This window comes from Streptomyces sp. NPDC001507 (genome assembly GCF_042894765.1).
Classification (GTDB): Bacteria; Actinomycetota; Actinomycetes; order Streptomycetales; family Streptomycetaceae; genus Streptomyces.
The window spans coordinates 358,180-383,479 of record NZ_JBIAVV010000011.1; the positions used below are offsets into that span (position 1 = coordinate 358,180).

Genomic DNA, 25,300 nt, shown 5'->3' on the forward strand with positions numbered 1-25,300 from the left:
GTCACTTCGCGTCGGCATAGCACTCCACCACCGCCGTCGTGAACGGGAACCGTACCGGCGTCTGCCCGAACGTCAGCCGTCCGGCCAGGTCGGCCGCCTCCCGTATCGCCGCCACGACCGTGTCGGTCTCCTCCTCGGGGCAGTGCACGATCACCTCGTCGTGCTGGAAGAAGACCAGCTCGGCCGCCAGGTCCGCGCAGGTCCGGCGCAGCGCCGCGAGCATCAGCAGGGCCCAGTCGGCGGCGCTGCCCTGGACCACGAAGTTGCGTGCGAAGCGGCCTCTGGCCCGGGAGTTGCTGGAGGCGTAGCCCGGCACCCAGCCCTCGGCCGCCTGCTCCTCCGGCTCCTCCTGGGGCATCCCCGCCTCCTCGGTGCCGTCGCCCGCACCGGTCGCCGGCGGGCAGGTCCGGCCCAGCCAGGTGCGCACCAGCCGCCCCTCCTCGCCGGCCCGCGCCGCCTCGTCGACGTAGGCGACCGCCTTGGGGAAGCGGCGTCTGAGCGCGGCCAGGTTCTTCAGCCCGTCGCCCGAGGTCTGGCCGTAGACCGCGCCGAGGACGGCGAGCTTGGCCTGGGCGCGGTCGCCGGAGAAGGCGCGGTCGGAGACGGACTGGTAGAGGTCGGTCTCCCGCCCGGCGACCTCCATCAGCCCGGGGTCGCGGGAGATCGCCGCCAGCACGCGGGGTTCCATCTGGTCGGCGTCGGCCACGACCAGCCGCCAGCCGGGGTCGGCGACCGCGGCCCGCCGGATCACCTTGGGGATCTGCAGTGCGCCCCCGCCGTTGGTCACCCAGCGCCCGGTGACCGTGCCGCCCGCGTGGAACTCGGGCCGGAAGCGGCCGTCGCGCACCCAGTCCTGGAGCCAGGTCCAGCCGTGCGCCACCCAGATGCGGTACAGCTTCTTGTATTCGAGGAGCGGTTTCACGGCCGGATGATCGATGCCGGAGAGCTCCCAACGCCGGGTGGACTTCACCTTGATCCCGGCCTGGGCGAAGGCCTTGACCACGTCGGCCGGCAGGTCCGGGCGCACCCGCCTGCCGAACGCGGCCGACACGTCGTCTGCCAGCTCGGCCAGCCGGCGCGGCTCGCCGCCGCCCGCGTACCGCTCGCCGAGCAGTTCGCGCAGCAGCTCGCGGTGGACCTCGGCGCTCCAGGGCAGGCCCGCGCGGTTCATCTCGGCGGCGATCAGCATCCCGGCCGACTCGGCGGCGGTCAGCAGCCGCATCCGGTCCGGGTGTTCGGCCCGGTCGTGCCGGCGCTGCTGCTCGGCGTAGACCGCGAGGAGCTCGTCGAGCGTCAGGCGGGCGGCGCCCTGCGGCTCGAACAGCGGGGACTGCGCGCCCGGTTCGGCGGCGCGCTGCGGCGGGTCGGGCGGTACGGGGCCGCCGCGGAGGCGGGCCAGGGCGGCGGCGGCCGAATGCGGCTCGCCGGAGCGTCCCTCGTGGCCCAGCAGAAGTGTCTCGGCGTCCTCGATGTCGTAGCACCGCTCCACTCGCACCCCCGTGGCGAGCAGACGCGGGTAGACCTCGGCGGTCGACCGCCACACCCAGCGCGTCACCTCCGGGCGGCCCCTGACCGCCCCGGCGAGATCGGGCTCCCGCCGCACCGGCCCGGCGGGCAGCCCGTCCGGACCGAGGGGGGCGACGTCCACGCCACCGTCCTCGGCCGGAGCGAGAGCCCACCGGTCGGTCATGCTGCGAGTGTGGCATCCACCACTGACAATCGCTGTGAGCTGCGGATTCGCCGTTGCGGCGGGCCTTCAGCCCGCCCCCGTGCCTGCCCCGGTCCCCTCTCCGTCCGAGTCGCCCGCGGCCTCCGCCGCGCCCGCTGCCTCGGCCGCCGCGTTCTTCTGCTCCAGCAGCAGCGACAGCACCTTGGTCATGTACTCCTCGGTCGCCGGTTTGGTGATGCCCAGTCCGCTGAGGACGCCGTCGCCGTTCTCGTGTTCCAGGAGGGCCAGCAGCAGGTGTTCGGTGCCGATGTAGTTGTGGCCGAGGCGGAGCGCCTCGCGGAAGGTGAGTTCGAGGGCCTTCTTGGCCTCCGGGCCGTAGGGGACGAGGTCGGGGGCGTCGTCCGAGGCCGGCGGCAGCGCGGCCGTCGCCGCCTGGCGCACGGTGTCGAGCAGGACGCCTTGCGCGAGGATCGCCTTCGCCGCGATGCCGTCCGGTTCGGCCAGCAGGCCGAGGACCAGGTGCTCGGGGCGGCCCTCGGAGTTGCGGGCCGCGACCGCCTCGTTGTGGGCCGCCATCACCACGTTCCGTGCGCGCGGGGTGTAGCGGTCGAAGCCCTGACCGGGGTCGAGGGCGGCGGACTCCTTGGGTACGAAGCGCTTCTGTGCCGCCTGCCGGGTCACGCCCATGCTCTTGCCGATGTCGGACCAGGACGCGCCCGAGCGCCGGGCCTGGTCGACGAAGTGGCCGATCAGGTGGTCGGCCACGTCGCCCAGGTGGTCGGCGGCGATCACCGCGTCCTGGAGCTGGTCGAGGGGTTCGGGGTGAACCTTCTTGATCGCCGCGATGAGGTCGTCGAGGCGTACGGATGCCGTGATGTTCGGGTCGGTAGCCATGTGTCAACCGTAGGTTGACACCCTCAGCGTGTCAACCCTCGGTTGACACCGCATCGTCGGGCGGCGCCCCGCGACGGGGGATCGGAGCGTTGTCCACAGGGTGTGGACGGCCACCGCCCGCTGTCGTGGCCGCATGGCACGATCGACACGTGACCAGCAGCCAGCCCAGCACCGTCGACCGAGCTTTTCAGAGCGCCCTGTACGACGACACCGACACCGGCCTCGACACGGGCGCGTCCCTCCTCGCGGCCGACTCCGGCGCCGACGCGGAACTCGCGCGTCGGGGCCGGGAGTTCGCCGCCGCCGCCTGGCGGCGCGGCTGGCAGCCCGCCGATGTCGTACGGCTGGTGCGGCGCGAGCTGGACGACCCGCACGTCAGGCTCGCCGCCGGGCTGATCCGAGCGCAGGCACCGGACGACCGGCCGCGCGGCCCCCGCTGGCGGGCGCAGCTCGACGCTTTGCCGCAGGCGGACGGCCACGCACGCGTGGGTGACCGTTTCTCGCACGCCACCGCGGTCCTGGAGCTTTACCGCCTGCTGCTGCGGCTGCCCGCCCTGGAGCCCCTGGAAGAGCCCCGGCCCACCGCGACCGGGCACCGCCCGGAGTCCCGCATGCTCACCCGGATCCGCGCGCTGCTCGCCAAGGCGGAGGCGACCGGCTTTCCGGAGGAGGCGGAGGCGCTCAGCGCCAAGGCGCAGGAACTGATGGCCCGGCACAGCGTGGACGAGGCGCTGCTCGCCGCGGGGGCGCCGGCGCCGGACGCGCCGGGTGCCTGCCGGATCGGCGTCGAGCCGCCGTACGAGCAGGCCAAGGCGGTGCTGCTGGACGCGGTGGCCACGGCAAACCACTGCCGCGCGGTGTGGAACGAGCCGCTGGCCTTCTCCACGGTCGTCGGCTTCGAGGCGGACCTGGAAGTGGTGGAGCTGCTCCACACCTCGCTGCTGGTGCAGGCCACGCACGCGATGGCCAAGGCGGAGGCGGCGCAGCGGGCGGGCGGCCGCAAGCGTACGAAGACCTTCCGCCAGTCCTTCCTGGCGGCCTACGCCCACCGGGTCGGCGACCGCCTCAGGGCAGCGGCCCGGTCGGCCCTGGCGGACACCGAGCCGTCCCGGGACCTGCTCCCGGTCCTGGCCACGAGGGAGCTGGCCGTCACCGACCGCATGGCCCAGATGTTCCCGGAAACCACCACGACCCGCCTGCGCGGCATAACCGACGAAGCCGGCTGGACAGAGGGCACAAAAGCAGCCGACCAGGCCCAGGTCCACTCCCACACCCAACTCCCCTGACCCACAACACGCCCCCGTCAGGGGCGCGGGGAATCGCGCGAGAACCCCCACGGCGCGGCACGGAACCACGGCGCGGGCCCCCGTCAGGGGCGCGGGGAACTGCGCGAGCCACCCCCACCGGCGGTGGGCCGAAGCACGACCGTGAGTGCCCCGTCAGGGGCGCGGGGAACTGCGCGGGAACCCCCACGGCGCGGCACGGGACCACGGCGCGGGGCCCCGTCAGGGGCGCGGGAACCCCCCACCCACCGGTCGGCCGAAACGCGACCGCACCGCCCCGATTCAGTCACCCGCCTGCTGAAACGCCCCCACCGAGGCGTTCGGCTTCTCCGCCGTCCCCTTGCCCGCCACCGCCCCGTACTTCCACGGGAAGCTCTCCGTCGCGTCGCCCCCCGGCAGGGACACCGTCAGAGACGTGGCCGCGAGGCTCGCCTTGTCGCCGTCCTTGCCGCGCACGTAGCTGATGGAGAACGTCGCGGAGTCGCCCTTGGCGAGCTTGAGCTGCACGCTCTTCGCACCCGCCTGCGTGCCGACCGCCGCCGACGTACCGCCCGCCTTCAGCGTGACGCCGGCGAAGCCGTCCAGCGTGCACGGCGCGCTCTGGTTGGTGATGCTCACCGGCACCTCGCCGGTGTCCCCCGCGGCGGGCGCCACGCTCGCGGAGCCGACCTGGACGGAGACCTTGCCGATCTCGCAGGCCGAGCTGTTCTTGCCGCTGGAGCTGGAACCGCTGCCATTGCAGGCGGTCAGGGCCAGGGCGGCGGCGACGGCGGTGACGGTGAGCGGAATGGCGCGCATGTGCAGATCCCCATCGAGGTCGTGACGGTGTCCCAGCATCATCACGCCCCAGCCCGGGCCCCGCGCGCCCACCCCCACTTCCGACCGCTTCCCGGCGTGCCCCCGCCGCCGCTCCGGCCCACCGCGAACACGCCGAGCACCGGTCGGAAACGGCACTTCCGGGCCCTATTGCCCGAGGCCCGCCTTCGGCAGCCCCGAAGGCAGCTTGCCGCCCTCGGCCTTGGTGTAGGTCTCCTCGCCCGATTTTCCGGACCAGGTGACCTTCATGCCGCTCTTGCTGACCGCGTCCACCATTCCGGTGACCCGGTCCTTGCTGCCGTCCGTGCAGGTGAGATGGATCATCCGCATCCCGGCCTCCTCACCGGCGGACCCGGTGCACACGGCCCCGCCGGTCTCGAAGAGCCCGGCCTCCTTGCCGGTGACGACCAGCGCGACGATCTTGCCGCCGCTCGTGGTGATCCAGCTGCCCTGCAGCGCGTCGGAGGAGGCCGTGGAGCCGTCCGAACCGCCCGTGGCGGTGGCGCCGGCGGACGACGTGCCGGACGGGGTGGCCGAGGGGTCGCCGCCGGACCCGCCGCCCCCGCTGCACGCGGTCAGCGCGAGCGCACCCGCCAGCCCCGCTGCGGCGGCCACGATCCGCCGAGCCCGCCGCCGGGCCGCCGGCGGCCGCGAGCCGGCTCCAGCCGCCACCGCCGAAGCGGTCCGCCCCGCAACGTTCCGCCCCACAGCCGCGGGCGGGACCGAAGCCGTCGCCGTCTCCATGCCCGCCGTCTCCATACGCGTCGTAGTCGTACTCGCCGTAGCCGTGGTCACCGCAACGCTCCCGGGTTCTAGGGGGTCGGCCGCCCGGCCGCCCGGACGACAGCGGCAAGTTACCAGCACTCACCAGGAGGACTTGCGTACGCCGGGTAGGTATCCGCTGTGGGCCTGGTCCCGCAGATTCAGCAGGATCCGCAGCCGGCGCGTCACCCGCGTCTCCGCCCGGCAGCAGCGGCTGCCGGCCAAGGCGGATCAGGAACGCGCGGAAGATGGCACTGCCGGCGTACGGGACCACGCGACAGATCGTCCGGTCCTCCGGAAGATCGTCATGGTCCTCCGAAACCGTCGATGAGGCCGTGCGCGGGCAGTCGTACGACCGTGCACCGGCCTCGGTCGTGCCGCTTCCCCGGTGTCGTCGATGTGCCCGTCCTCGTCTACGGCAGGTGGCGGACGGCGTCCCTCCGGTGGTCCGGTTCCGATCCGGCCGAACTTGCTCACCGGACCGTCACACACGCACTGGAACACCAGGGCCGGGAGAAGCGTCTTTTCTTAGTGCATGAAGGATTCGATCCGGGCGATCCCGCGCAGATGGCGGCGCGCGATCATGGACGGGGGCTGGCGGTCGCATGTCCTGCGGAGTCTGGGGCAGACGCTGGAACGGGTTGAGTAAAGCGGACGTCAAAGCTGTAACCGCAGGAACACCCCTCGTGCACGTGCATCTGCTCATGCATCTGCACGTGAACAAGGTTATGATCCGGGTCAGTTGACCGCTGCATCAATGGTCACATCAGCCAGTTAGTGCACCACCGGGGAGCGACCTGTGGACCTCGACGTTGACGGCGTGTACGGGGGGTTTGACGTGTACAACGGCATGGCTGCCACGCAGCTGGACGGAGTGGCCTGGCAGAAGAGCAGGCACAGCAACTCGCAGGGTTCCTGCGTGGAGTTCGCCCGGCTGCCGGGCGGCGACGTGGCGGTCCGCAACTCGCGCTTCCCGGACGGGCCCGCGCTCGTCTACACGCGTGCCGAGATCGAGGCGATGCTGCTCGGCGTCAAGGACGGCGAGTTCGACCACCTGATCACGAGCTGACGGCGGCCGCATCCGGGGCAACCCGGTGCGTTCGGTGCACAACGCGCGGGTAACGCGCGTAGAAACCCGGCGTCCGAAGACGCCGGGTCCGTCATTCGACGGGCTGCAGCCGGAACAGCGCCCACACGACCTTGCCCCTGAGGGTGCCCGCCAGCGGGTGCCAGCCCCAGCCGTCGCTGAACGAGTCGACCAGGAACAGCCCGCGGCCGGACTCCGCGGAGAAGTCGTCGGAGTCGCGCGGGACGGGCGTCTCGTGGCTGGGGTCGCGCACCGCGCACACCAGCCGTCCGGTCCACCGCATCAGGTGCAGCCGCACCGCCGGCGCCTGGGGCGGGGCGAGGCAGTCGGTCTCACCGGGCACCGCGTGCCGCAGGGCGTTGGTGACGAGTTCCGAGACGACGAGACAGATGTCGTCGAAGCGGTCGCCGACGTCCCACTGGCCGAGCGTTCTGCGGGTGAACAGCCGGGCCTCGCGCACCGCTTCGAGGCGGGCGGGCAGGGCGCAGGAGGCGGCGTTGGACACGGCCGCGGGATCAAGCGGCGGAAGGCCCTGCCGTAATGGCTTGAGCATGGTCGATCCATTCGTCCCCATGCGAGGCACTCCCGGGAATTCGCGGTCGTTGCGATGCAGCGGTGGCGCGGGACCATGGTTTCGGATGCGTACAGCAGATGCAAGGGCAGATGCACGTGCACGCGACCGAATTGGACCCTCCCGTACCGCTTGTTGGCCATTTTTTCCGCCAACTTGCTGCGCTTGGCTTACTACCTGCTTGCAAGTTCCTGTGCTTAAACTTTGGCCGCTTGCCGTTTCCGTAACCGGACGAGTACTGCTCGAAGTGTTTTAGTGGCAGACTGCGGGCCCTGAAGACGGTTGGGGAGGCTGGCGAACGTGAGCGCGGGAGAGCCCGGATCGGTGGTGCGGCGAATGCTGCTCGGCTCGCAACTCAGGCGGCTGCGCGAGGCCCGGGGGATCACTCGCGAGGCCGCGGGGTACTCGATCCGCGCTTCCGAGTCGAAGATCAGTCGCATGGAGCTGGGCCGGGTGAGCTTCAAGACCAGGGACGTGGAAGACCTGCTGACGCTGTACGGCATCACCGACGAGGCCGAGCGCCAACAGCTGCTCTCCCTCGCCCGGGAGGCCAACGTGGCCGGCTGGTGGCACAGTTACTCCGACGTCCTGCCCACCTGGTTCCCCACCTATGTCGGCCTGGAGGGCGCGGCACACCTGATCCGCGCCTACGAGGTGCAGTTCATCCACGGCCTGCTGCAGACCGAGGAGTACGCGCGCGCGGTGGTGCGGCGCGGTATGCGGGGGGCCAGCGAGGCCGACGTAGAACGGCGCGTCACGCTGCGCCTGGAGCGGCAGAAGTACCTGGTGGCCGAAAACGCCCCCGACTTCCACATCGTTCTCGACGAGGCCGCCCTGCGCCGCCCCTACGGCGACCGCGAGGTGATGCGCGGCCAGCTCCAGCACCTCGTCGAGATCTCCGAACGGCCCAACGTACGGCTGCAGATCATGCCGTTCAGCTTCGGCGGGCACTCGGGGGAGGGCGGTTCGTTCACCATCCTGAGCTTCCCCGAGTCGGACCTGTCCGACGTGGTCTACCTGGAGCAGCTCACCAGCGCCCTCTACCTCGACAAGCGCGAGGACGTCGCCCAGTACGAGCAGGCGCTCAAGGAACTCCAGCAGGACAGCCCGGGACCGGACGAGAGCCGGGACCTGCTGCGCGGGCTGCTCCAGCTCTCGTAGGCCGGCCCCTCTCCCGAGGCTCTCCCCAGAAGTTCGCTCTCCGTCCCCAACTGGCGTGTCACACAAGTACGATGACGTGTGATCAGACCGTGATGTTGATCATGGCCGCTAGTGATTTGGGGATCACATGTCGTCGTACTTCACTGACCTGGCCCAGCAGTACATCGACGGTGAGTGGCGCCAGGGGACCGGATCCTGGGACATCATCGACTTCAACCCGTACGACGGTGAGAAGCTCGCGTCGATCACCATAGCCGCGGTCGAGGAGATAGATCAGGCCTACCAGGCCGCCGCGCGCGCCCAGAAGCAGTGGGCCGCCACCAACCCCTACGCCCGCCGTGCCGTGTTCGAGAAGGCCCTGCGCCTGATCGAGGAGCGCGAGGCGGAGATCACCGAGGCGATCATCGCCGAGCTCGGCGGCACGCATCTGAAGGCCGCCTTCGAGCTGCACCTCGCCAAGGAGTTCCTGCGCGAGTCGATCCAGTGGGCGCTGCGCCCCGAGGGCAGAATCCTGCCCTCCCCGGTGGACGGCAAGGAGAACCGCGTCTACCGGGTGCCGGTCGGCGTGGTGGGCGTGATCAGCCCCTTCAACTTCCCCTTCCTGCTCTCGATCAAGTCGGTCGCCCCGGCCCTCGCGCTCGGCAACGCCGTGGTCCTCAAGCCGCACCAGAACACCCCGATCGTCGGCGGCACCCTGGTCGCGAAGCTCTTCGAGGACGCGGGCCTGCCCGGCGGCCTGCTCAACGTCGTCGTCACCGACATCGCGGAGATCGGCGACGCCTTCATCGAGCACCCGGTCCCCAAGGTCATCTCCTTCACCGGCTCCGACAAGGTCGGCCGGCACGTGGCCACCGTCTGCGCCTCGCTCTTCAAGCGCTCGGTGCTCGAACTGGGCGGCAACAGCGCCATCGTGGTCCTCGACGACGCCGACATCGACTACGCGGTCGACGCGGCGGTCTTCAGCCGGTACGTCCACCAGGGCCAGGTCTGCATGGCCGCCAACCGCGTCCTGGTCGACCGCTCGATCGCGGACGAGTTCACCGAGAAGTTCGTCGCCAAGGTCAGGACCCTCAAGACCGGCGACCCGAACGACCCGGAGACCGTCATCGGCCCGCTGATCAACTCCCAGCAGGCGGAGTCGATCGCGGCCACCGTCGAGCAGGCCGTCGCCGAGGGCGCCACCGCCCTGGTGCGCGGCACGACCACCGACAACCTGGTCGAGCCCTCGGTTCTCACCGGCGTCCCCGCCGACTCCGACCTGCTCCGCCAGGAGGTCTTCGGCCCGGTCGCCTTCCTCATCCCGTTCGACGGCGAGGAGGAGGCCGTACGCCTGGTCAACGACACCCCCTACGGCCTCAGCGGCGCGGTCCACACCGGGAACGTCGAACGGGGCGTGGCCTTCGCCAAGCAGATCGACACCGGGATGTTCCACGTCAATGACGGCACCGTCCACGACGAGCCCGTCGTCCCCTTCGGCGGCGAGAAGCACTCCGGGATCGGCCGCCTGAACGGCGAGACGACCGTGGAGTCCTTCACCACCCTGAAGTGGATCTCGGTGCAGCACGGCCGGAGCGGCTTCCCGTTCTGAGAGGCGGTTCCGCGAGCCCGCTGAAACAGCTCGGCGCCCCGGGCCCTTTAGGACGCGACCTGTCCTAAAGGGCCCGTAGCTTCGGTCGGGTCAGGTCAGCACAACCCGAAAGGCGGCCGGTCATGGTCACTCACGTTCCCGCGGAAGCACAGGGCGACGAGCGCGGAGCACTGCTCTCCTTCCTCGAGGAGCAGCGCGGCGGCATCCGCCGGGCGCTGCTCGGCCTGACCGACGAGCAGGCCGCGAGCAGGCCGAGCGCGAGCGAACTGTCCCTCGCGGGCCTGCTCAAGCACTGCGCGGAGGTCGAGCAGAGCTGGATCGCCCGCGCCAAGCAGGAGCCCGCGGCGATCCAGCGCGACCAGTCGAACTGGCACGAGACCTTCCAGCTGGTCGGCGACGAGACGGTGGCCTCGCAGCTGGCGTACTGGGAGGAGGTCGCGGCCGAGACGGAGAAGTTCATCCGCTCCGTCCCGAGCCTCGACGACACCTTCCCGCTCCCCGAGGCCCCCTGGTTCCCGAAGGGGAGCGTCTCCATGCGCTGGGTCTGCCTCCACCTGATCCGCGAGACCGCCCGGCACGCGGGCCACGCCGACATCATCCGCGAGTCCCTGGACGGGAAGACGGCCTTCGAGCTGGTGGCGCTGGAACAGGGCGCCTAGCTCCTAGTGATGGAAGCTGGTGGCCGCGTCCTTGTCACGGGTCAGCGGATGCGGCTGCCGGCGCAGGCTGGGCAGCAGCCGGGACAGGTCGTCGACGAACAGGTCCGCCAGGTCCTTCGAGAAGCCGTTGCGGCACACCACCCGCAGCACGGACAGGTCCTCCCGGTTCGCCGGGAAGGTGTACGCGGGCACCAGCCAGCCGTTCTCGCGCAGCCGCCGGGACACGTCGAAGACGTCGTACGAGGTCACGTGGTCGGCCGTGGTGAACGCGAACACGGGCAGCTCGTCGCCCCGGGTGAGGAGGCGGAAGTCGCCGAGCGCCTCGATGCGTTCGGCGAGCCCGGTCGCCACGTCCCGGGACGCCTGCTGCACCGCGCGGTAGCCGTCCCGGCCCAGGCGCAGGAAGGTGTAGTACTGCGCGACCACCTGGGCACCGGGGCGGGAGAAGTTGAGGGCGAAGGTGGGCATGTCGCCGCCCAGGTAGTTGACCCGGAAGACCAGTTCCTCGGGCAGCGCCTCCTTGTCCCGCCACAGCGCCCAGCCGACGCCCGGGTAGACCAGCCCGTACTTGTGCCCCGAGGTGTTGATCGACGCCACGCGCGGGAGCCGGAAGTCCCACACCAGGTCCTCGTCGAGGAAGGGCGCCACCATCCCGCCGGACGCGCCGTCCACGTGGACCGGGACGTCGATCCCGGTGCGCTCCTGGAGGGCGTCGAGCGCCGCGCAGAGGTCGGCGACCGGCTCGTAGGACCCGTCGAAGGTGGAGCCGAGGATCGCGACGACCCCGATGGTGTTCTCGTCGCAGAGGTCGGCGGCGGCCTGCGCGTCCAGGTGGTAGCGGTCGCCCTCCATGGGCACGAACCGCGGCTCCACCTCCCAGAAGTTGCAGAACTTCTCCCAGCAGACCTGGACGTTGATGCCCATGATCAGGTTCGGCCGGGCGCTGCCCGGATAGCGGTCGGTGTTGCGCTGCATCCAGCGCCGCTTGAGCGCCATCCCGGCCAGCATGCAGGCCTCGCTGGAGCCGGTCGTCGAACAGCCGATGGTGTTCGCCGGATCCGGCGCGTTCCACAGGTCGGCGAGCATCGCCACACAGCGCCGCTCCAGCTCGGCGGTGCGCGGGTACTCGTCCTTGTCGATCATGTTCTTGTCGTCGCACTCCGCCATCAGGATCCCGGCCTGGGGCTCCATCCAGGTGGTGACGAAAGTGGCCAGGTTCAGCCGGGCGTTGCCGTCCAGCATCAGCTCGTCGTGCACCAGCTGGTAGGCGGTCGAGGGCGGCAGCGGTCCGTCCGGCAGCCGGTGCGTGGGCGGGGCCTCGGTCATGCCGGCCACCGGGTTCGCCTCACCGAAGAACGGGTTGACGGACATGGATCGCTCTTGGTGCTTCTGGGGACCTTTGTGCAACGCCATGCGGAGTGCCTCCTGGACGACATGAGCGATATGGGCGGTATCAACAAGGACGTGAACGGCGCGCGGGAACCCGCCGGGATCAGCGCAGGGCCGTACCGTCCGCCCGCAACTGCATTCTCGGCCGCCCGGTCACCAGCAGCCATGCGGGCAGCGACGCGATGCACAGCAGCGCGACGACGCTCGCCGAGGCCACCAGCACCGCGGCCGTGAACAGGCTCACCCAGCCCTGTCGGGTGATCGCCAACAACATGCCCAGCACACCCGCCGCCACGCCCACCGAGGGCTGGACCGCGGGCACCAGGGCGTGGGCGCACAGCCCGAGGGCGGCGCCGATGAACACCGACGGAAAGATCCGGCCACCGCGGAACCCGCAGGCGGCGGCCACCAGCAGCGCCGCCAGCTTGACGACCGCCATCACGGCGAACTGTCCCGCCGACCAGCCCCCCGGGTCCTTCGCGAGCTCCTCGACCTCGTCCAGCCCCTTGAAGAGCGTCAGATGGCCGCCCAGCGCCCCCAGCAGGCCCAGCACGAGCCCGCCGGCCGGAAGGGCCACCATGGGGTGCCCGAGACGCCGGAAGGCGCCGTGGACGGACGGGAAGGCATGGACGGCGCACATGCCGAGCAACGCGGCCGCGGGCGCGATCACCAGGGCCGCCGCCAGATCGGGCCAGCGCGGGTGGCCGAGCGCGGGCAGACCGAGGTCCAGGGTCGGACGGGCCACCAGGGCGGTCGTCATCGAACCCGCCCCCGCGGCCATCAGCGGCCCGAAGAGGTTGTCCCACAGCGCCCCCTTCAGCGGCTTCCCGGCCAGCGCCTCGGAGATCACCAGGGCCGCCGCCACCGGCGTCCCGAACAGCGCGCCCAGCGTCGCCGCGTCGGCCAGCGCGGGCCACAGCGAGCCCGGCAGCCGGGGCATCGCGAGCCGTCCCAGCCACAGCGCGAGCCCGACGTTGACGGCGATGAGGGGGTTCTCCGGGCCGAGGCTCGGGCCGCCCGCCAGCATCAGCACGGTCGCCAGCACCAGCCCCGGCAGCACGGCCGGCGGCAGTGCCACCGCCTCGAGGCCCAGGGTGGCCGGATCCGGCCCCGCGTGCCCAGGCACCAGCCACACCACCAGCCCCACCGCGATTCCGGTGGCCGTCAGCATCACCAGCATCCACGGCACCGAGTACCGTCCGATGCCCAGCGCGTCCGGCAGGTTGTTCCACAGCACGTGCTGCAGCCGTTCGGCCAGCGAGCTCACCAGCAGGAACAGCAGGCTGCTGCCGACGCCGACGACGAGAGCGGGCAGGATCAGCGGCAGCAGGGCATGCGCGGGGGCCGAGGGCGGGGTGGGGAGCGCCTGCCGCGCGGTGTCCTGGGCCACGGGCCCACGATAAGCGGGCGAAACGGACACAACATCCTGAACTTCGCGGGCGGGGGGCCGCGGAACGGGCTTGCACCTCACGTGACGTGAGGACCCAGGGTGGAGCACGGAAAGGAGCGGAAGTGAACTACTCCGTAGGACAGGCCGCCGGGTTCGCCGGCGTCACCGTGCGCACCCTGCACCACTACGACGAGATCGGCCTGCTGGTGCCGGGCGAGCGCAGCACCGCGGGGCACCGGCGCTACGGCGACGCCGACCTCGACCGGCTGCAGAAGATCCTGTTCTACCGGGAGCTCGGCTTCCCGCTCGACGAGGTCGCGGCCCTGCTCGACGACCCGGACGCGGACCCGCGCGCGCAGCTGCGCCGCCAGCACGACCTGCTGACCGCCCGGATCGAGAAGCTGCAGAAGATGGCCGCGGCCGTGGAGCACGCCATGGAGGCACGCAGGATGGGCATCGATCTCACCCCCGAGGAACGCTTCGAGGTCTTCGGGGACAAGGACCCCGAGCAGTACGCCGAGGAGGCCGAGCAGCGCTGGGGCGGTACGGCGGCCTACGCCGAGTCCCAGCGCCGCGCGGCCCGCTACACCAAGGCCGACTGGCAGCGCATGAAGGCCGAGAGTGACGACTGGAGCGCGCGTTACGCCACCCTGGTGACCGCCGCCGAGCCGCCGGCCGGTGAACGGGCCATGGACATGGCGGAGGAGCACCGGCAGCACATCTCGGCCTGGTTCTACGACTGCCCGCCCGAGATGCACCGCTGCCTCGCCGCCATGTACGTCTCCGACGAGCGGTTCAGGGCCTTCTACGACGCCATGGCCCCGGGCCTGGCCGAGCACCTGAAGCAGGCGATCGAAGCGAACGCGGACCGGCACACGGCCTGACCGGGCCCCGGGTCCACCTCCTGCCGGTCGCCCGGACCTACTCCCTGTCGATGACGACGGCCGTGCCGTACGCGCAGACCTCGGTCCCCGTGTCCGCCGCCTCGGTCACGTCGAACCGGAAGGCCAGCACGGCGTTGGCCCCACGCGCGCGTGCCTGCTCGATCAGCCGCTCCATGGCCTGGTTGCGGGTCTGGACGAGCGTCTTCGTCAGCCCCTTCAGCTCGCCGCCGATCATCGACTTCAGACCGGCGCCGATCTGACTGCCCAGGTGCCGGGAGCGCACGGTCAGCCCGAAGACCTCGCCGACGACCTCCCGCACCCGGTACCCGGGCACGTCGTTCGTGGTGACGACCAGCACATCGGCCTGCGGTCCCTGACCGCCGCCGTACTCTTCGATACCCATGTCCACAGCCATTCCCCGGGCCGGGCACAGTCCACCCACGTTCCATCGGTGGAACGTGGGGCGGACACTTTACGTTGATAGGTTTGTGCGCCCGCACGAGAAACCCGACGTGCCTTCCCCCTCAGGAGCCCGGAACCGTGACGACCGGAACCGCGATGACGCTCGCTCTCGGCCCGAGCTGGCTGGATCCGAACCAACTTCTCGACTCGTTCGGCATCTGGGGCCTGCTCCTGGTGGTCTTCGCCGAGTCCGGCCTCCTGATCGGCTTCTTCCTCCCGGGTGACTCACTCCTCTTCACCTGCGGCCTGCTGATCACCTCGAACCAGCTGAACTTCCCGCTCTGGGGCGCCATCGCCCTGATCTGCCTCGCCGCGATCCTCGGCGACCAGGCGGGCTACATGTTCGGCAAGAAGGTCGGCCCGTCGCTCTTCAACCGCCCGGACTCCCGCATCTTCAAGCAGGAGAACGTCACCAAGGCGCACGAGTTCTTCGAGAAGCACGGCCCCAAGTCCCTGATCCTGGCCCGCTTCGTGCCGGTGATCCGCACGTTCACGCCGATCATCGCCGGCGTCAGCGGCATGGCCTACCGCTCGTTCCTGACGTTCAACGTCATCGGCGGCGTCCTGTGGGGCGCCGGCGTCACCCTGCTCGGCTCCTGGCTCGGCAAGATCGACTTCGTCAAGAACAACATCGAGGCGATCCTGATCCTGATCGTCCTGGTCTCGGTGGTCCCGATCGTCATCGAGTTCCTGCGGGCCCGTGCGAAGGACAAGAAGGCCGCTGCCCGGCAGCCGGAGCCGGTCCAGCAGTACCCGGCACCTCCGGTGATGGACGACGCGACGACCCAGCTCCGCCGCATCGAGCCGACGTACACCCCGCAGCAGCAGTACGGGCAGCAGCCCCAGCCCCAGCAGCAGTACGGGCAGCAGCCCCAGCAGCAGTACGGGTACGGGCAGCAGGAGCAGCCGTACTACGACCAGCAGCAGCCGTACTATGACCAGCAGCAGCCCCACTACGACCAGAACGCCTACGGCCAGCAGCAGAACCCGTACACCGAGGACCACTACCGGGCTCCGTAAGCGGCAACGCCCTGTTTTTCGGGGGCGTCAGAACCCCCTGGTCCGCTTCGCGGCGCGCCGCTTACCGGCCGACCCCACCCGAAGGGTCAGCCGGGAGATCTCCGAGCCCAGATTGACCCCGATGGCGATGGCCATGGCGAGCGACGCCGCCTTGGCCAGCGACACCAGTCCCTTGTCGACCTCGTTCTGAGCCATCGACAGCAGCCCGAAATAGGTCGCCGACCCCGGCAGCAGCGGGCCGATCGCCGCCGTCGTGTACGGCAGCGCGGAGGCGAACCGGTATCGCGAGAGCAGCTGCCCGAACAACCCCACCAGGCCTGCCGCCACCGCCGTGGAGGCGACCGGCGAGATCCCCCCGGCGTAGTGCATCGCGCCGTAGACGCACCACGCGACACCGCCGTTGAGGGTCACCGCAAGCACGGTGGATCGTTCCTGCTGGAGCAGGACGGCGAAGGTCAGCGACAGCACCATCGACGCGGCGATCTGCAGCAGCGGCCGTTCGGAGCCGACCAGCGCCGCGTCGGGATTGAGCCGGCCGCCCAGCTTCACGCCGAAGTACAGGATGGTCAGCACCCCGATGACGATGCCGACGAAGAAGTACATGACCTCCAGCAGGCGAGCGGAGGCGGTGATGTAGAAGCCGGTGAGCCCGTCCTGGACGCCCGCGACCAGGGCCCGTCCGGGCAGCAGCGCGAAGAGTCCACCGGTGACGACGGCGGACGCCGCGACGTCGATGTGGGCGAGCGAGAAGGCGACCCCGATCGCGGCCGGCGGCATCGCGGCGATCATGAACTGGTAGAACTCCGGCAGCCCCCGCCCCGCGCACAGCCACGCCAGCCGGTCGCCGAGCATGGCACCGATCGCGGCCGCCACGAACACCAGCAGGTCACCGCCGACCAGCACGGAGGCGGCCCCGGCGAGCAGCCCGCTCGCGGCCGTCAGCGCCCAGCCGGGGTACGGGTGCCGGTTGCGGCGGATCTCCGCGAGCCGCCGGTAGGCCTCCTCGAGGGAGACATGGGTCTCGGGGTCGGTGAGGTCGTCCACGAGCCGGAAGACGGCGGACAGGCGCGTGTAGTCGGTCCCGCGCCGCCGCACCGTCCGGGACGCGGTCACCGGGTCGTCGACGAGCGAGGGCTGGTACGAGATCGCCAGCAGCGTGAAGGTGACACCCGGCTCGCACCGGTCCAGCCCGTACGACCGGCAGACCGCGAACATCGCGGCCTCCACGTCCTCCGCGCCCTCACCGCCCGCCAGCAGCAACTCCCCGATACGCAGGGTCAGGTCGAGCACACGCGGGACGGCGGGGGCGCCCTCCTCGGACTTCTGCACCGGCTCCACGGCCGGCCGCTCGGCCACCGGCATGCGCAGCATCGTGCGCATCCGGTCCTGCCAGGGCGCGTCCTTGACGAGGCTGACCGCGGGGAACCCGGAGGCGGGCGTGAAGACGGGCGGGGCGTCATGGGCGCTGTAGGTGCTCGGCAGGCTGAACGCCGACCCCTCCGGCTCGGCGGCCGCCGGCTGCGGCGCCGCGAGCCCCTCCGGTACCGCGAACTCGGACGTCGTCTCCGGCTCACCGCCGCCGCCCTCGGGAACCTCGATGCCCTGAGGGACGGCGAACTCGGACGTCAGTTCCGGGTCGTACCGCGCCTCGTCCGACCTGGGCTTGCGGTCCTCCGCCTCCGTCACCTTCGCAACGCTCCCTGAACGACAACCTCACCTGAGCCTCAGTATGCGCATGACCACTCTGCAGACACGAAAAACGGGCCCCACGCGTGCGTGCGGCCCGTTTCCCGGTGCTGGCCCGGGATGGTCTCAGTGACCGCCGGTCTCCTTGAAGCGCTTGTAGGACCGCTCGATCTCCGCCTCGGCGTCGGTGCGGCCGACCCAGTTGGCGCCCTCGACGGACTTGCCGGGCTCCAGGTCCTTGTAGACCTCGAAGAAGTGCTGGATCTCCAGGCGGTCGAACTCCGACACGTGGTGGATGTCGCGCAGGTGCTCCACGCGCGGGTCGGTCGCCGGGACGCACAGCAGCTTGTCGTCGCCGCCGGCCTCGTCCGTCATCCGGAACATGCCGATCGCGCGGCACTTGATCAGGCAGCCCGGGAAGGTCGGCTCGTCCAGGATGACCAGCGCGTCCAGCGGGTCGCCGTCCTCGCCGAGGGTGTTCTCGACGAAGCCGTAGTCGGTCGGGTAGGCGGTCGAGGTGAAGAGACGACGGTCGAGGCGGATCCGACCGGTCTCGTGGTCCACCTCGTACTTGTTCCGCGAACCCTTCGGGATCTCGATCGTGACGTCGAACTCCACCGGTGGCTCCTCCATGATCAACACATAGTTCTGATGGTTAAGTGTCCCCCACGCAGGTGTGTGATCGCGAAAGGGGCTGGTGGTCGTGCCAGAGCTGAGGCCTTGGCAGTCCGCGAAACCGCGTGTGCGGAAGATCGCGGCCGCCCTACGACCGCGCCTGGCACGCCTGGTGACCGCCACGAAACCGCAGGTCACGCGGTTGCGGCGAGCAGCGGGCCCACGGCTCGCCCGCGTCGCGCGCATGACGGGACCCCGGCTTGCCACCCTGGTCCGCCCCTCTCGACCTCGGTCCCGGACGCCCAGGACCTGGCAGTACACCGTGTTCGCCGCCACGGCGGGGCTCGCGCTGGCCGCCGGTGCGGTGACCGCGGCGGGCCCCTGGGACGCCGACGGTCAGCGTACGGCCGAGCGGGACCGGGCCGCCGCCCTGGAGCGGACGGGTGGCACAGATCACGGCTCCGGTGCGGACTCCGTCACAGCCGACGGGGTGCCGGGCCCCGCGCCCAGCGCCGGGCCCGTCCTGACGGGGCTGGACGGGGCCACGAACACCGTGAAGTCGGCGCCCGCCGGAAAGTCCGTCGGCATCTCCGGAACGGCCGTCACGAGCCTCCTGGGGCCCCTCCTGAAGGCTCCGGCGCTCGGCAGTACCCGTACCGCCGTGGTCGTCGACGTGGCCACCGGCAGCCGCCTGTACGGCTCCGGTGCCGACACCGCCCTCACCCCCGCCTCCACCACCAAGATCGCCACCGCCGTCGCCGCCCTCTCGGCCCTGGGCCCCGACCACCGCATCACCACGCGCGTGGTCCTGGAACCCGGCACCAGGGAGGTCGTCCTGGTCGGCGGCGGCGACCCCACCCTGACGGCACACAAGGACGCGGCCGGCTGGGCCAGCCTGCGCACCCTCGCCACCGAGACGGCGAAGTCGCTGACCGCGCGGGGCATCAAGCAGATCACCCTCTCGTACGACACCACGCTCTACTCCGGCCCCGACCTGCACGTCATCGGCGTCAACGAGAACCTCGCGCGCGTGAGTCCCCTGACGGCCGACGAGGGCCGCACCAACGACTCCGCCGAGGGCCCGGTGACCCGGGTGGGCGACCCGGCGGCGGACGCGGCACAGAAGTTCGCGGGTTTCCTCGCGGACGCCGGCATCAAGGCCTCGTCACCCGGCACCTCCAAGGCGAGCAGCCGGGCCGAGCCCCTCGCCGCCGTCTCCTCGCCGCCGCTGTCCTCGATCGTCGAGCGCATGCTGACCAACAGCGACAACGACATCGCCGAGGCCCTGGCCCGCCAGACGGCGCTCGCCGGCGGCAGGCCGGCCAGCTTCGACGGGGGAGCGGCCGCGATCGAGGCCCAGCTGACCAAGCTGGGCCTGCCGATGACCGGCGCCTCCTTCCACGACGGCAGCGGCCTGAACCGCGACGACCGGCTGACCGCGAACCTCCTCACGGCCCTGCTCGTCAAGGCCGCCGACGTGGACCAGCCTGGCCTGCGCGCGGTCCTCACGGGCCTCCCCGTCGCCCACTTCACCGGCACCCTCACCGGCCGCTACACGGACGGCGCGGCAGGCGCCGTACGCGCCAAGACCGGCACACTCACCGGCGTCAACACCCTCGCGGGCACGGTCGTCGACAAGGACGGCCGCCTCCTGGCCTTCGCCTTCCTCACCGCGAACACGACCAACCCGGTGGCGGCCCAGGCGGCCCTGGACAATACGGCGACAGCACTGGCGGGCCTGTAACCACAGCCCGCCGCCCGCCGCCGCAGCGCCGTGGCGCGGCACGCTTCAACCGCCGTGGGCAGGCGTTCCGCAGGGCGGAACGGGTGGGCACGGCCGACAGCGCCGGGCACCGTGAAACGAACCCCGCCCTGGCGACGCAAGCCCACAACCCCACCGCACCACACAAGTCACGCCAACCACACCAACCCCCACGGCCTGCCCCAAGCGGTAGCGCTAACGTACGGTTGACGCATGACGAGCATCGGTGGCGCTGCTTCTTCTGGGATGGTCGACTGGAATCTCGCGGTGGCGACCGCGACCCGGCTCGTGCGGCCGGGCCCCGAGGTGAGCCGCGACGAGGCCCGGGGCATCGTCGCGGAACTGCGGCGGCACGCGAAGGCCTCGGAGGAACACGTCCGGGGCTTCACTCGTATGGGGACCGACGCCATCCACGACACACCCGTTCTGGTGGTCGACAGGCCCGGCTGGGTGAAGGCGAACGTCGCCGGTTTCCGCGAACTCCTCAAGCCGCTGCTCGAGAAGATGCAGGAGCGGCGCGCGGGCACCCCCGGCGGCGCGGTCCTCGGCGCGGTCGGCGGCAAGGTCACCGGCGTGGAACTCGGCATGCTGCTGTCGTTCCTGTCGTCCCGGGTCCTCGGCCAGTACGAGACCTTCGCCCCCTCCTCCCGCGACCTCCCGGCGGACGAGAACGGCGGCGGCCGGCTGCTGCTCGTCGCCCCGAACATCGTCCACGTGGAGCGCGAACTCGACGTGCAGCCCCACGACTTCCGCCTGTGGGTGTGCCTGCACGAGGAGACGCACCGCACCCAGTTCACGGCGGTGCCCTGGCTGCGCGCCCATCTGGAGGGCGAGATCCAGTCGTTCCTGTCGGAGACCGACGTCGACCCGATGACCGTGCTCGAACGCATCAGGGACGCCGCCCAGTCCCTCGCCGGGAGCCGCCCCGAGGCCGAGGAGGACGACGGCGGACGCTCGTTCGTGGAACTGGTGCAGACCCCCGCCCAGCGCGAGATCCTCGGCCGCCTCACCGCCGTCATGTCCCTCCTGGAGGGCCACGCCGACTTCGTCATGGACGGCGTCGGGCCCGCGGTCGTGCCGACCGTTGCCGAGATCCGCGAGAAGTTCCAGCAGCGGCGCGCCAAGGGCGCCTCCCGGCTCGACACGACCCTGCGCAAACTGCTCGGCCTGGATGCCAAACTCCGTCAGTACCGGGACGGCGAACGGTTCGTGCGGGGCGTCGTCGAGCAGGTCGGCATGGACGGCTTCAACCGGGTGTGGACCTCCCCGAACACCCTGCCGACCAAGGCGGAGATCGCCAAACCGGCGGACTGGGTCGCGCGGGTGCACCGCAAGGCCGAGTCGTGAACCAGCGGACCCGTGGTGAACGGAAACCGGCCGACGGCAGGCGAACGCCCCTCCAATCACCCGTCCGAGGGACCGTGAGCGATGGGTAGGCGTGCGATGCTCGGGGAACGGCCCGTTTCTGTCACCATCTACACACTCTGAGTGACCGATCTCGGGTTCACCCCCCGAAAACTTCATGAAGGGAACCGGACATGGGTCCCCATCCTGCGGTCGCGGCGATACGCCTGGCGGTCCGCCGCGTCCTCCACGACATCCTCACCGACGACAGCCGCCACAGCCGCACCACCGGTGAGCGCACCGGCGGACGGATCGGCGTGCGCCTCGCGCGCCCCGCCGGCGGCCTCCCCGAGGCCCCGGAGATCCCGGAGCAGACCCCGAACGAGCGGCCCCCCTCCCCGCTCGTCCTCGTCGCGTGCTCCGGCGGCGCCGACTCCATGGCGCTCGCCTCCGCCCTCGCCTTCGAGGCCCCCAAACTCGGCATCCGCGCGGGCGGCATCACCGTCGACCACGGCCTGCAGCCCGGCTCCGACCTGCGCGCCGAGGAGGTCGTCCTGCGGCTGCGGGAACTCGGCCTCGACCCGGTCGAGTCCATCACCGTGACCGTCGGCCGCGACGGCGGACCCGAAGCCGCCGCCCGTGACGCCCGCTACGCCGCCCTGGACGCCGCGCTCGAACGGCACGGCGGCACCGCGATCCTGCTCGGCCACACCAGGGACGACCAGGCCGAAACCGTCCTGCTCGGCCTCGCCCGCGGCTCCGGCATCCGCTCCCTGTCCGGAATGGCCGCGGTCTCGGGGGCCGGCGGCCGTTACCGCCGCCCGTTCCTCCAGCTGGACCGGCAGACCGCCCGCAAGGCCTGCATGGTCCAGGCCCTGCCCGTCTGGGACGACCCGCACAACACGGACCCGGCCTACACCCGCTCCCGGCTCCGCCACGAGGGCCTGCCCGCCCTGGAGAAAGCCCTCGGCAAGGGCGTCGTCGAGGCGCTCGCCCGCACCGCCCAGCTCTCCCGCGACGACGCCGACGCCCTCGACACCTGGGCCAGCCAGGCCGAGGCCTCCGTACGGGACGCCGCGGGCCAGCTGGAGTGCGCCAAGCTCTACGCGCTGCCCCCCGCGGTCCGCCGCCGGATCCTGCGCCGCGCGGCCATCCAGGCGGGCGCACCGGCCGGGTCCCTGTTCGCCCGGCACATCGAGGAAGTCGACCGCCTCATCACCGGATGGCGAGGCCAGGGGGCCATCAATCTCCCCGGCAAAGTCGTCGCCCAGCGCCAGGGTGGCAGACTGGTGATTCGGCAAGGCTGAATCCCGACCTCACGGAGAGCTCCCCGGAGCTCCTCCCCGAGGCCGGGTAGGCCGGTGGGACGACCGACCGAAAGTGATGCGGTGGACGCGAAAGACATGGGTGCCGACCTCCAGCAGGTGCTCATCACCAAGGAAGAGATCGACGCGAAGCTGGCCGAGCTGGCCGCGAAGATCGACGCGGAGTACGCGGGCAAGGACCTGCTCATCGTCGGCGTCCTCAAGGGCGCCGTGATGGTCATGGCGGACCTCGCCCGGGCGCTGTCCACCCCCGTCACCATGGACTGGATGGCCGTGTCCTCGTACGGCGCGGGCACCCAGTCCTCCGGTGTGGTGCGGATCCTCAAGGACCTCGACACCGACATCAAGGGCCGGCACGTCCTGATCGTCGAGGACATCATCGACTCGGGCCTGACCCTCTCCTGGCTGATCAACAACCTCGGCTCCCGCGAGCCCGAGACGCTGAAGATCTGCACCCTGCTGCGCAAGCCGGACGCGGCCAAGGTCGCCATCGACGTCGAGTGGGTCGGCTTCGACATCCCCAACGAGTTCGTCGTCGGCTACGGCCTCGACTACGCCGAGAAGTACCGCAACCTCCCGTTCGTCGGTACGCTCGCGCCTCACGTCTACGGCGGCTGAACCCCGGCTGATACGCCGCAGGGTCCAGTTGCGTAAGACGATCGGGAACCCCAGCGGGTTTCGCGCCGTTGGAGCATGCAGAGACGGGTTTCACCAGTCGTCCGCGCAGCTTCGTGCGGCTTCGGGCCACAATGCTGGGGTACCGTCAGAAGAACTGTCTTATCAAACTCACTATGGCAGGAGGGACGGGGCGACACCGCTCCGTATGGATGGACGTGAAGCGATACTTCCGTGGGCCGGTCATGTGGATCGTGCTGGCCGTCCTTGCCGTGGTCGTGTTGATGCAGGTCGTCGGCTCGTCCGGCGGCTACAAGACGGTGGACACCGGCCAGGTCGTGGCGGCGATCAATGACAACAAGGTGCAATCGGCCAAGCTGACCACCGGCGACGAGCAGACCATCAAGGTCACGCTCAAGAACGGCGAGAAGGTCGACGGCAGCTCGAAGATCCAGGCGAGCTACATCGGCGACCAGGGCGTGGCCCTCGCCAACACGCTGCAGACCAAGTACCAGGACAAGCAGATCACCGACGGCTACACCGTCGCGCCGACCAAGCAGAACGCCTTCGTCAGCGTCCTGCTCTCCCTGCTGCCCTTCGTCCTCATCGTGGTCGTCTTCCTGTTCCTGATGAACCAGATGCAGGGCGGCGGCTCCCGGGTCATGAACTTCGGCAAGTCCAAGGCGAAGCTCATCACCAAGGACACCCCGAAGACGACCTTCGCGGACGTCGCGGGCTGCGACGAGGCCGTCGAGGAACTCCACGAGATCAAGGAGTTCCTGCAGGAGCCGGCCAAGTTCCAGGCCGTCGGCGCCAAGATCCCCAAGGGCGTGCTCCTCTACGGCCGTCCCGGCACCGGCAAGACGCTCCTCGCGCGTGCCGTCGCCGGCGAGGCAGGGGTCCCCTTCTACTCGATCTCCGGTTCCGACTTCGTCGAGATGTTCGTCGGTGTCGGTGCCTCCCGGGTCCGTGACCTCTTCGAGCAGGCCAAGGCGAACGCCCCGGCGATCGTCTTCGTCGACGAGATCGACGCGGTCGGCCGCCACCGCGGCGCCGGCCTCGGCGGCGGTCACGACGAGCGCGAGCAGACGCTGAACCAGCTGCTCGTCGAGATGGACGGCTTCGACGTCAAGGGCGGCGTGATCCTCATCGCCGCGACGAACCGGCCGGACATCCTCGACCCGGCGCTGCTGCGCCCCGGCCGCTTCGACCGCCAGATCGCGGTCGACCCGCCGGACCTGCAGGGCCGTCTGGAGATCCTCAAGGTCCACCAGAAGGGCAAGCCGGTCGCGCCCGACGTCGACCTCGCGGCGGTCGCCCGCCGCACCCCGGGCTTCACCGGCGCCGACCTGTCGAACGTGCTGAACGAGGCGGCGCTGCTCACGGCCCGCAGCGACCGCAAGCTCATCGACAACCAGATGCTCGACGAGGCGATCGACCGCGTGGTCGCGGGCCCGCAGAAGCGGACCCGGATCATGTCGGACAAGGAGAAGAAGATCACCGCGTACCACGAGGGCGGCCACGCCCTGGTCGCGGCGGCCTCCCCGAACTCCGACCCGGTCCACAAGATCACGATCCTGTCCCGCGGCCGCGCCCTCGGCTACACGATGGTCCTGCCGGACGAGGACAAGTACTCGACCACGCGCAACGAGATGCTCGACCAGCTCGCCTACATGCTGGGCGGCCGCGCGGCCGAGGAACTGGTCTTCCACGACCCGACCACCGGCGCCGCCAACGACATCGAGAAGGCCACGGCCACCGCCCGCGCGATGGTCACGCAGTACGGCATGACCGAGCGTCTCGGCGCGATCAAGTTCGGCGGCGACAACACCGAGCCCTTCCTCGGCCGTGAGATGTCCCACCAGCGCGACTACTCGGAAGAGGTCGCCGCCCTGGTGGACGAGGAAGTCAAGAAGCTGATCGAGAACGCGCACAACGAGGCCTGGGAGATCCTGGTCGAGAACCGCGACGTCCTCGACAACCTGGTCCTCCAGCTCCTGGAGAAGGAGACCCTGGGCAAGGAGGAGATCGCCGAGATCTTCTCCGCCATCGTCAAGCGCCCGGCCCGGCCCGCCTGGACCGGCTCCTCCCGCCGTACGCCGTCCACCCGCCCGCCGGTGCTCTCCCCGAAGGAGCTCGCACTGACCAACGGGGCCAACGGCGCCACCGCGGCGATCAGCACCGCCAAGGCCACGGCGGCCGAATCGGCCCCCGCGGTCGAGAAGGCTCCCGAGGACCGCCCCGAGAGCTGACTCACACCGGCCTCACCTGGCTCGGAATGGATGCCGCGCCCCCCAGGACCTAGCCTGGGGGGCGCG

The 25,300-nt window shown here is 70.8% G+C and carries 22 protein-coding genes; 12 read left to right on the top strand and 10 right to left on the bottom strand.

The genetic code is table 11. From position 1 onward, the window contains the following. Window position 1: 1 nt before the first annotated feature. Entirely contained in the window at window positions 2-1,690 is a 1,689-nt protein-coding gene (locus ACFY0K_RS33775; protein ID WP_390643002.1) for a bifunctional 3'-5' exonuclease/DNA polymerase, read from the bottom strand. Window positions 1,691-1,756: 66 nt separating this feature from the next. Then, window positions 1,757-2,563 carry a Clp protease N-terminal domain-containing protein gene (locus tag ACFY0K_RS33780; protein WP_390643003.1) on the bottom strand — a complete coding sequence of 269 codons (807 nt, stop codon included), beginning with the start codon at window positions 2,561-2,563 and terminating at the stop codon, window positions 1,757-1,759. Between the two features lie 149 nt (window positions 2,564-2,712). Between ACFY0K_RS33780 and ACFY0K_RS33785 the strand changes: the two genes are divergently transcribed. Next, window positions 2,713-3,849, top strand: a complete 1,137-nt coding sequence (locus ACFY0K_RS33785; RefSeq protein WP_390643004.1) for a DUF2786 domain-containing protein — start codon at window positions 2,713-2,715, stop codon at window positions 3,847-3,849. A 279-nt stretch (window positions 3,850-4,128) separates the two neighbouring features. On the opposite strand, the gene ACFY0K_RS33790 is transcribed toward ACFY0K_RS33785, so the two are convergent. Beyond that, window positions 4,129-4,644, bottom strand: coding sequence for a DUF4232 domain-containing protein (locus ACFY0K_RS33790; RefSeq protein ID WP_390643005.1), 516 nt, complete (start codon window positions 4,642-4,644; stop codon window positions 4,129-4,131). Window positions 4,645-4,809: 165 nt separating this feature from the next. After that, complete coding sequence (locus ACFY0K_RS33795) at window positions 4,810-5,334, bottom strand: hypothetical protein (RefSeq protein ID WP_390643006.1); 525 nt, start codon at window positions 5,332-5,334, stop codon at window positions 4,810-4,812. Between the two features lie 889 nt (window positions 5,335-6,223). Between ACFY0K_RS33795 and ACFY0K_RS33800 the strand changes: the two genes are divergently transcribed. Further along, on the top strand, window positions 6,224-6,493 hold the full coding sequence (locus ACFY0K_RS33800) for a DUF397 domain-containing protein (protein WP_177232996.1): 270 nt from the start codon (window positions 6,224-6,226) through the stop codon (window positions 6,491-6,493). Window positions 6,494-6,584: 91 nt separating this feature from the next. On the opposite strand, the gene ACFY0K_RS33805 is transcribed toward ACFY0K_RS33800, so the two are convergent. Further along, window positions 6,585-7,085: an ATP-binding protein gene (locus tag ACFY0K_RS33805; RefSeq protein WP_388718506.1), complete on the bottom strand. Its 501-nt coding sequence runs from the start codon at window positions 7,083-7,085 to the stop codon at window positions 6,585-6,587. Window positions 7,086-7,418: 333 nt separating this feature from the next. Between ACFY0K_RS33805 and ACFY0K_RS33810 the strand changes: the two genes are divergently transcribed. The 3 genes from ACFY0K_RS33810 (at window position 7,419) to ACFY0K_RS33820 (ending at window position 10,490) form a co-directional block, all read left to right on the top strand. Then, entirely contained in the window at window positions 7,419-8,243 is an 825-nt protein-coding gene (locus ACFY0K_RS33810) for a helix-turn-helix domain-containing protein (RefSeq protein WP_390643069.1), read from the top strand. A gap of 127 nt (window positions 8,244-8,370) precedes the next feature. Then, the gene (locus ACFY0K_RS33815; protein WP_382729296.1) at window positions 8,371-9,831 is read left to right on the top strand and encodes an aldehyde dehydrogenase family protein; all 1,461 of its coding nucleotides are present in this window, start codon (window positions 8,371-8,373) and stop codon (window positions 9,829-9,831) included. Window positions 9,832-9,953: 122 nt separating this feature from the next. Beyond that, on the top strand, window positions 9,954-10,490 hold the full coding sequence (locus ACFY0K_RS33820) for a DinB family protein (RefSeq protein WP_390643007.1): 537 nt from the start codon (window positions 9,954-9,956) through the stop codon (window positions 10,488-10,490). A 3-nt stretch (window positions 10,491-10,493) separates the two neighbouring features. On the opposite strand, the gene ACFY0K_RS33825 is transcribed toward ACFY0K_RS33820, so the two are convergent. Both ACFY0K_RS33825 and ACFY0K_RS33830 read right to left on the bottom strand, forming a co-directional pair. Further along, complete coding sequence (locus tag ACFY0K_RS33825; protein ID WP_390643008.1) at window positions 10,494-11,903, bottom strand: glutamate decarboxylase; 1,410 nt, start codon at window positions 11,901-11,903, stop codon at window positions 10,494-10,496. Window positions 11,904-11,982: 79 nt separating this feature from the next. Continuing rightward, on the bottom strand, window positions 11,983-13,269 hold the full coding sequence (locus tag ACFY0K_RS33830) for an ion channel protein (protein ID WP_390643009.1): 1,287 nt from the start codon (window positions 13,267-13,269) through the stop codon (window positions 11,983-11,985). Window positions 13,270-13,391: 122 nt separating this feature from the next. Between ACFY0K_RS33830 and ACFY0K_RS33835 the strand changes: the two genes are divergently transcribed. Further along, entirely contained in the window at window positions 13,392-14,153 is a 762-nt protein-coding gene (locus ACFY0K_RS33835; protein ID WP_390643010.1) for a MerR family transcriptional regulator, read from the top strand. A 37-nt stretch (window positions 14,154-14,190) separates the two neighbouring features. Here ACFY0K_RS33835 and ACFY0K_RS33840 read toward each other — a convergent pair whose 3' ends face one another. Beyond that, window positions 14,191-14,556, bottom strand: coding sequence for a YbjQ family protein (locus ACFY0K_RS33840; RefSeq protein ID WP_093508133.1), 366 nt, complete (start codon window positions 14,554-14,556; stop codon window positions 14,191-14,193). Between the two features lie 155 nt (window positions 14,557-14,711). Between ACFY0K_RS33840 and ACFY0K_RS33845 the strand changes: the two genes are divergently transcribed. Beyond that, complete coding sequence (locus ACFY0K_RS33845; RefSeq protein WP_390643070.1) at window positions 14,712-15,635, top strand: DedA family protein; 924 nt, start codon at window positions 14,712-14,714, stop codon at window positions 15,633-15,635. 27 nt (window positions 15,636-15,662) lie between these two features. On the opposite strand, the gene ACFY0K_RS33850 is transcribed toward ACFY0K_RS33845, so the two are convergent. Next, window positions 15,663-17,321, bottom strand: a complete 1,659-nt coding sequence (locus ACFY0K_RS33850) for a threonine/serine exporter ThrE family protein (RefSeq protein ID WP_390643011.1) — start codon at window positions 17,319-17,321, stop codon at window positions 15,663-15,665. 126 nt (window positions 17,322-17,447) lie between these two features. Further along, window positions 17,448-17,939, bottom strand: coding sequence for an inorganic diphosphatase (locus tag ACFY0K_RS33855; RefSeq protein ID WP_018547987.1), 492 nt, complete (start codon window positions 17,937-17,939; stop codon window positions 17,448-17,450). A gap of 79 nt (window positions 17,940-18,018) precedes the next feature. Here ACFY0K_RS33855 and dacB point away from each other — a divergent pair, with 79 nt between their 5' ends. The 5 genes from dacB to ftsH all read left to right on the top strand — a co-directional run bounded on the left by dacB (window position 18,019) and on the right by ftsH (window position 25,234). Beyond that, entirely contained in the window at window positions 18,019-19,680 is a 1,662-nt protein-coding gene (gene dacB / locus ACFY0K_RS33860) for a D-alanyl-D-alanine carboxypeptidase/D-alanyl-D-alanine-endopeptidase (protein WP_390643012.1), read from the top strand. Between the two features lie 231 nt (window positions 19,681-19,911). Then, on the top strand, window positions 19,912-21,045 hold the full coding sequence (locus ACFY0K_RS33865; protein WP_390643013.1) for a zinc-dependent metalloprotease: 1,134 nt from the start codon (window positions 19,912-19,914) through the stop codon (window positions 21,043-21,045). Window positions 21,046-21,236: 191 nt separating this feature from the next. After that, window positions 21,237-22,349, top strand: a complete 1,113-nt coding sequence (gene tilS / locus ACFY0K_RS33870) for a tRNA lysidine(34) synthetase TilS (protein ID WP_390643014.1) — start codon at window positions 21,237-21,239, stop codon at window positions 22,347-22,349. A 96-nt stretch (window positions 22,350-22,445) separates the two neighbouring features. Continuing rightward, window positions 22,446-22,985 carry a hypoxanthine phosphoribosyltransferase gene (gene hpt / locus ACFY0K_RS33875; RefSeq protein WP_352091067.1) on the top strand — a complete coding sequence of 180 codons (540 nt, stop codon included), beginning with the start codon at window positions 22,446-22,448 and terminating at the stop codon, window positions 22,983-22,985. A 209-nt stretch (window positions 22,986-23,194) separates the two neighbouring features. Beyond that, window positions 23,195-25,234 carry an ATP-dependent zinc metalloprotease FtsH gene (gene ftsH / locus ACFY0K_RS33880; RefSeq protein ID WP_390643015.1) on the top strand — a complete coding sequence of 680 codons (2,040 nt, stop codon included), beginning with the start codon at window positions 23,195-23,197 and terminating at the stop codon, window positions 25,232-25,234. The last annotated feature ends 66 nt before the right edge of the window (window positions 25,235-25,300 follow it).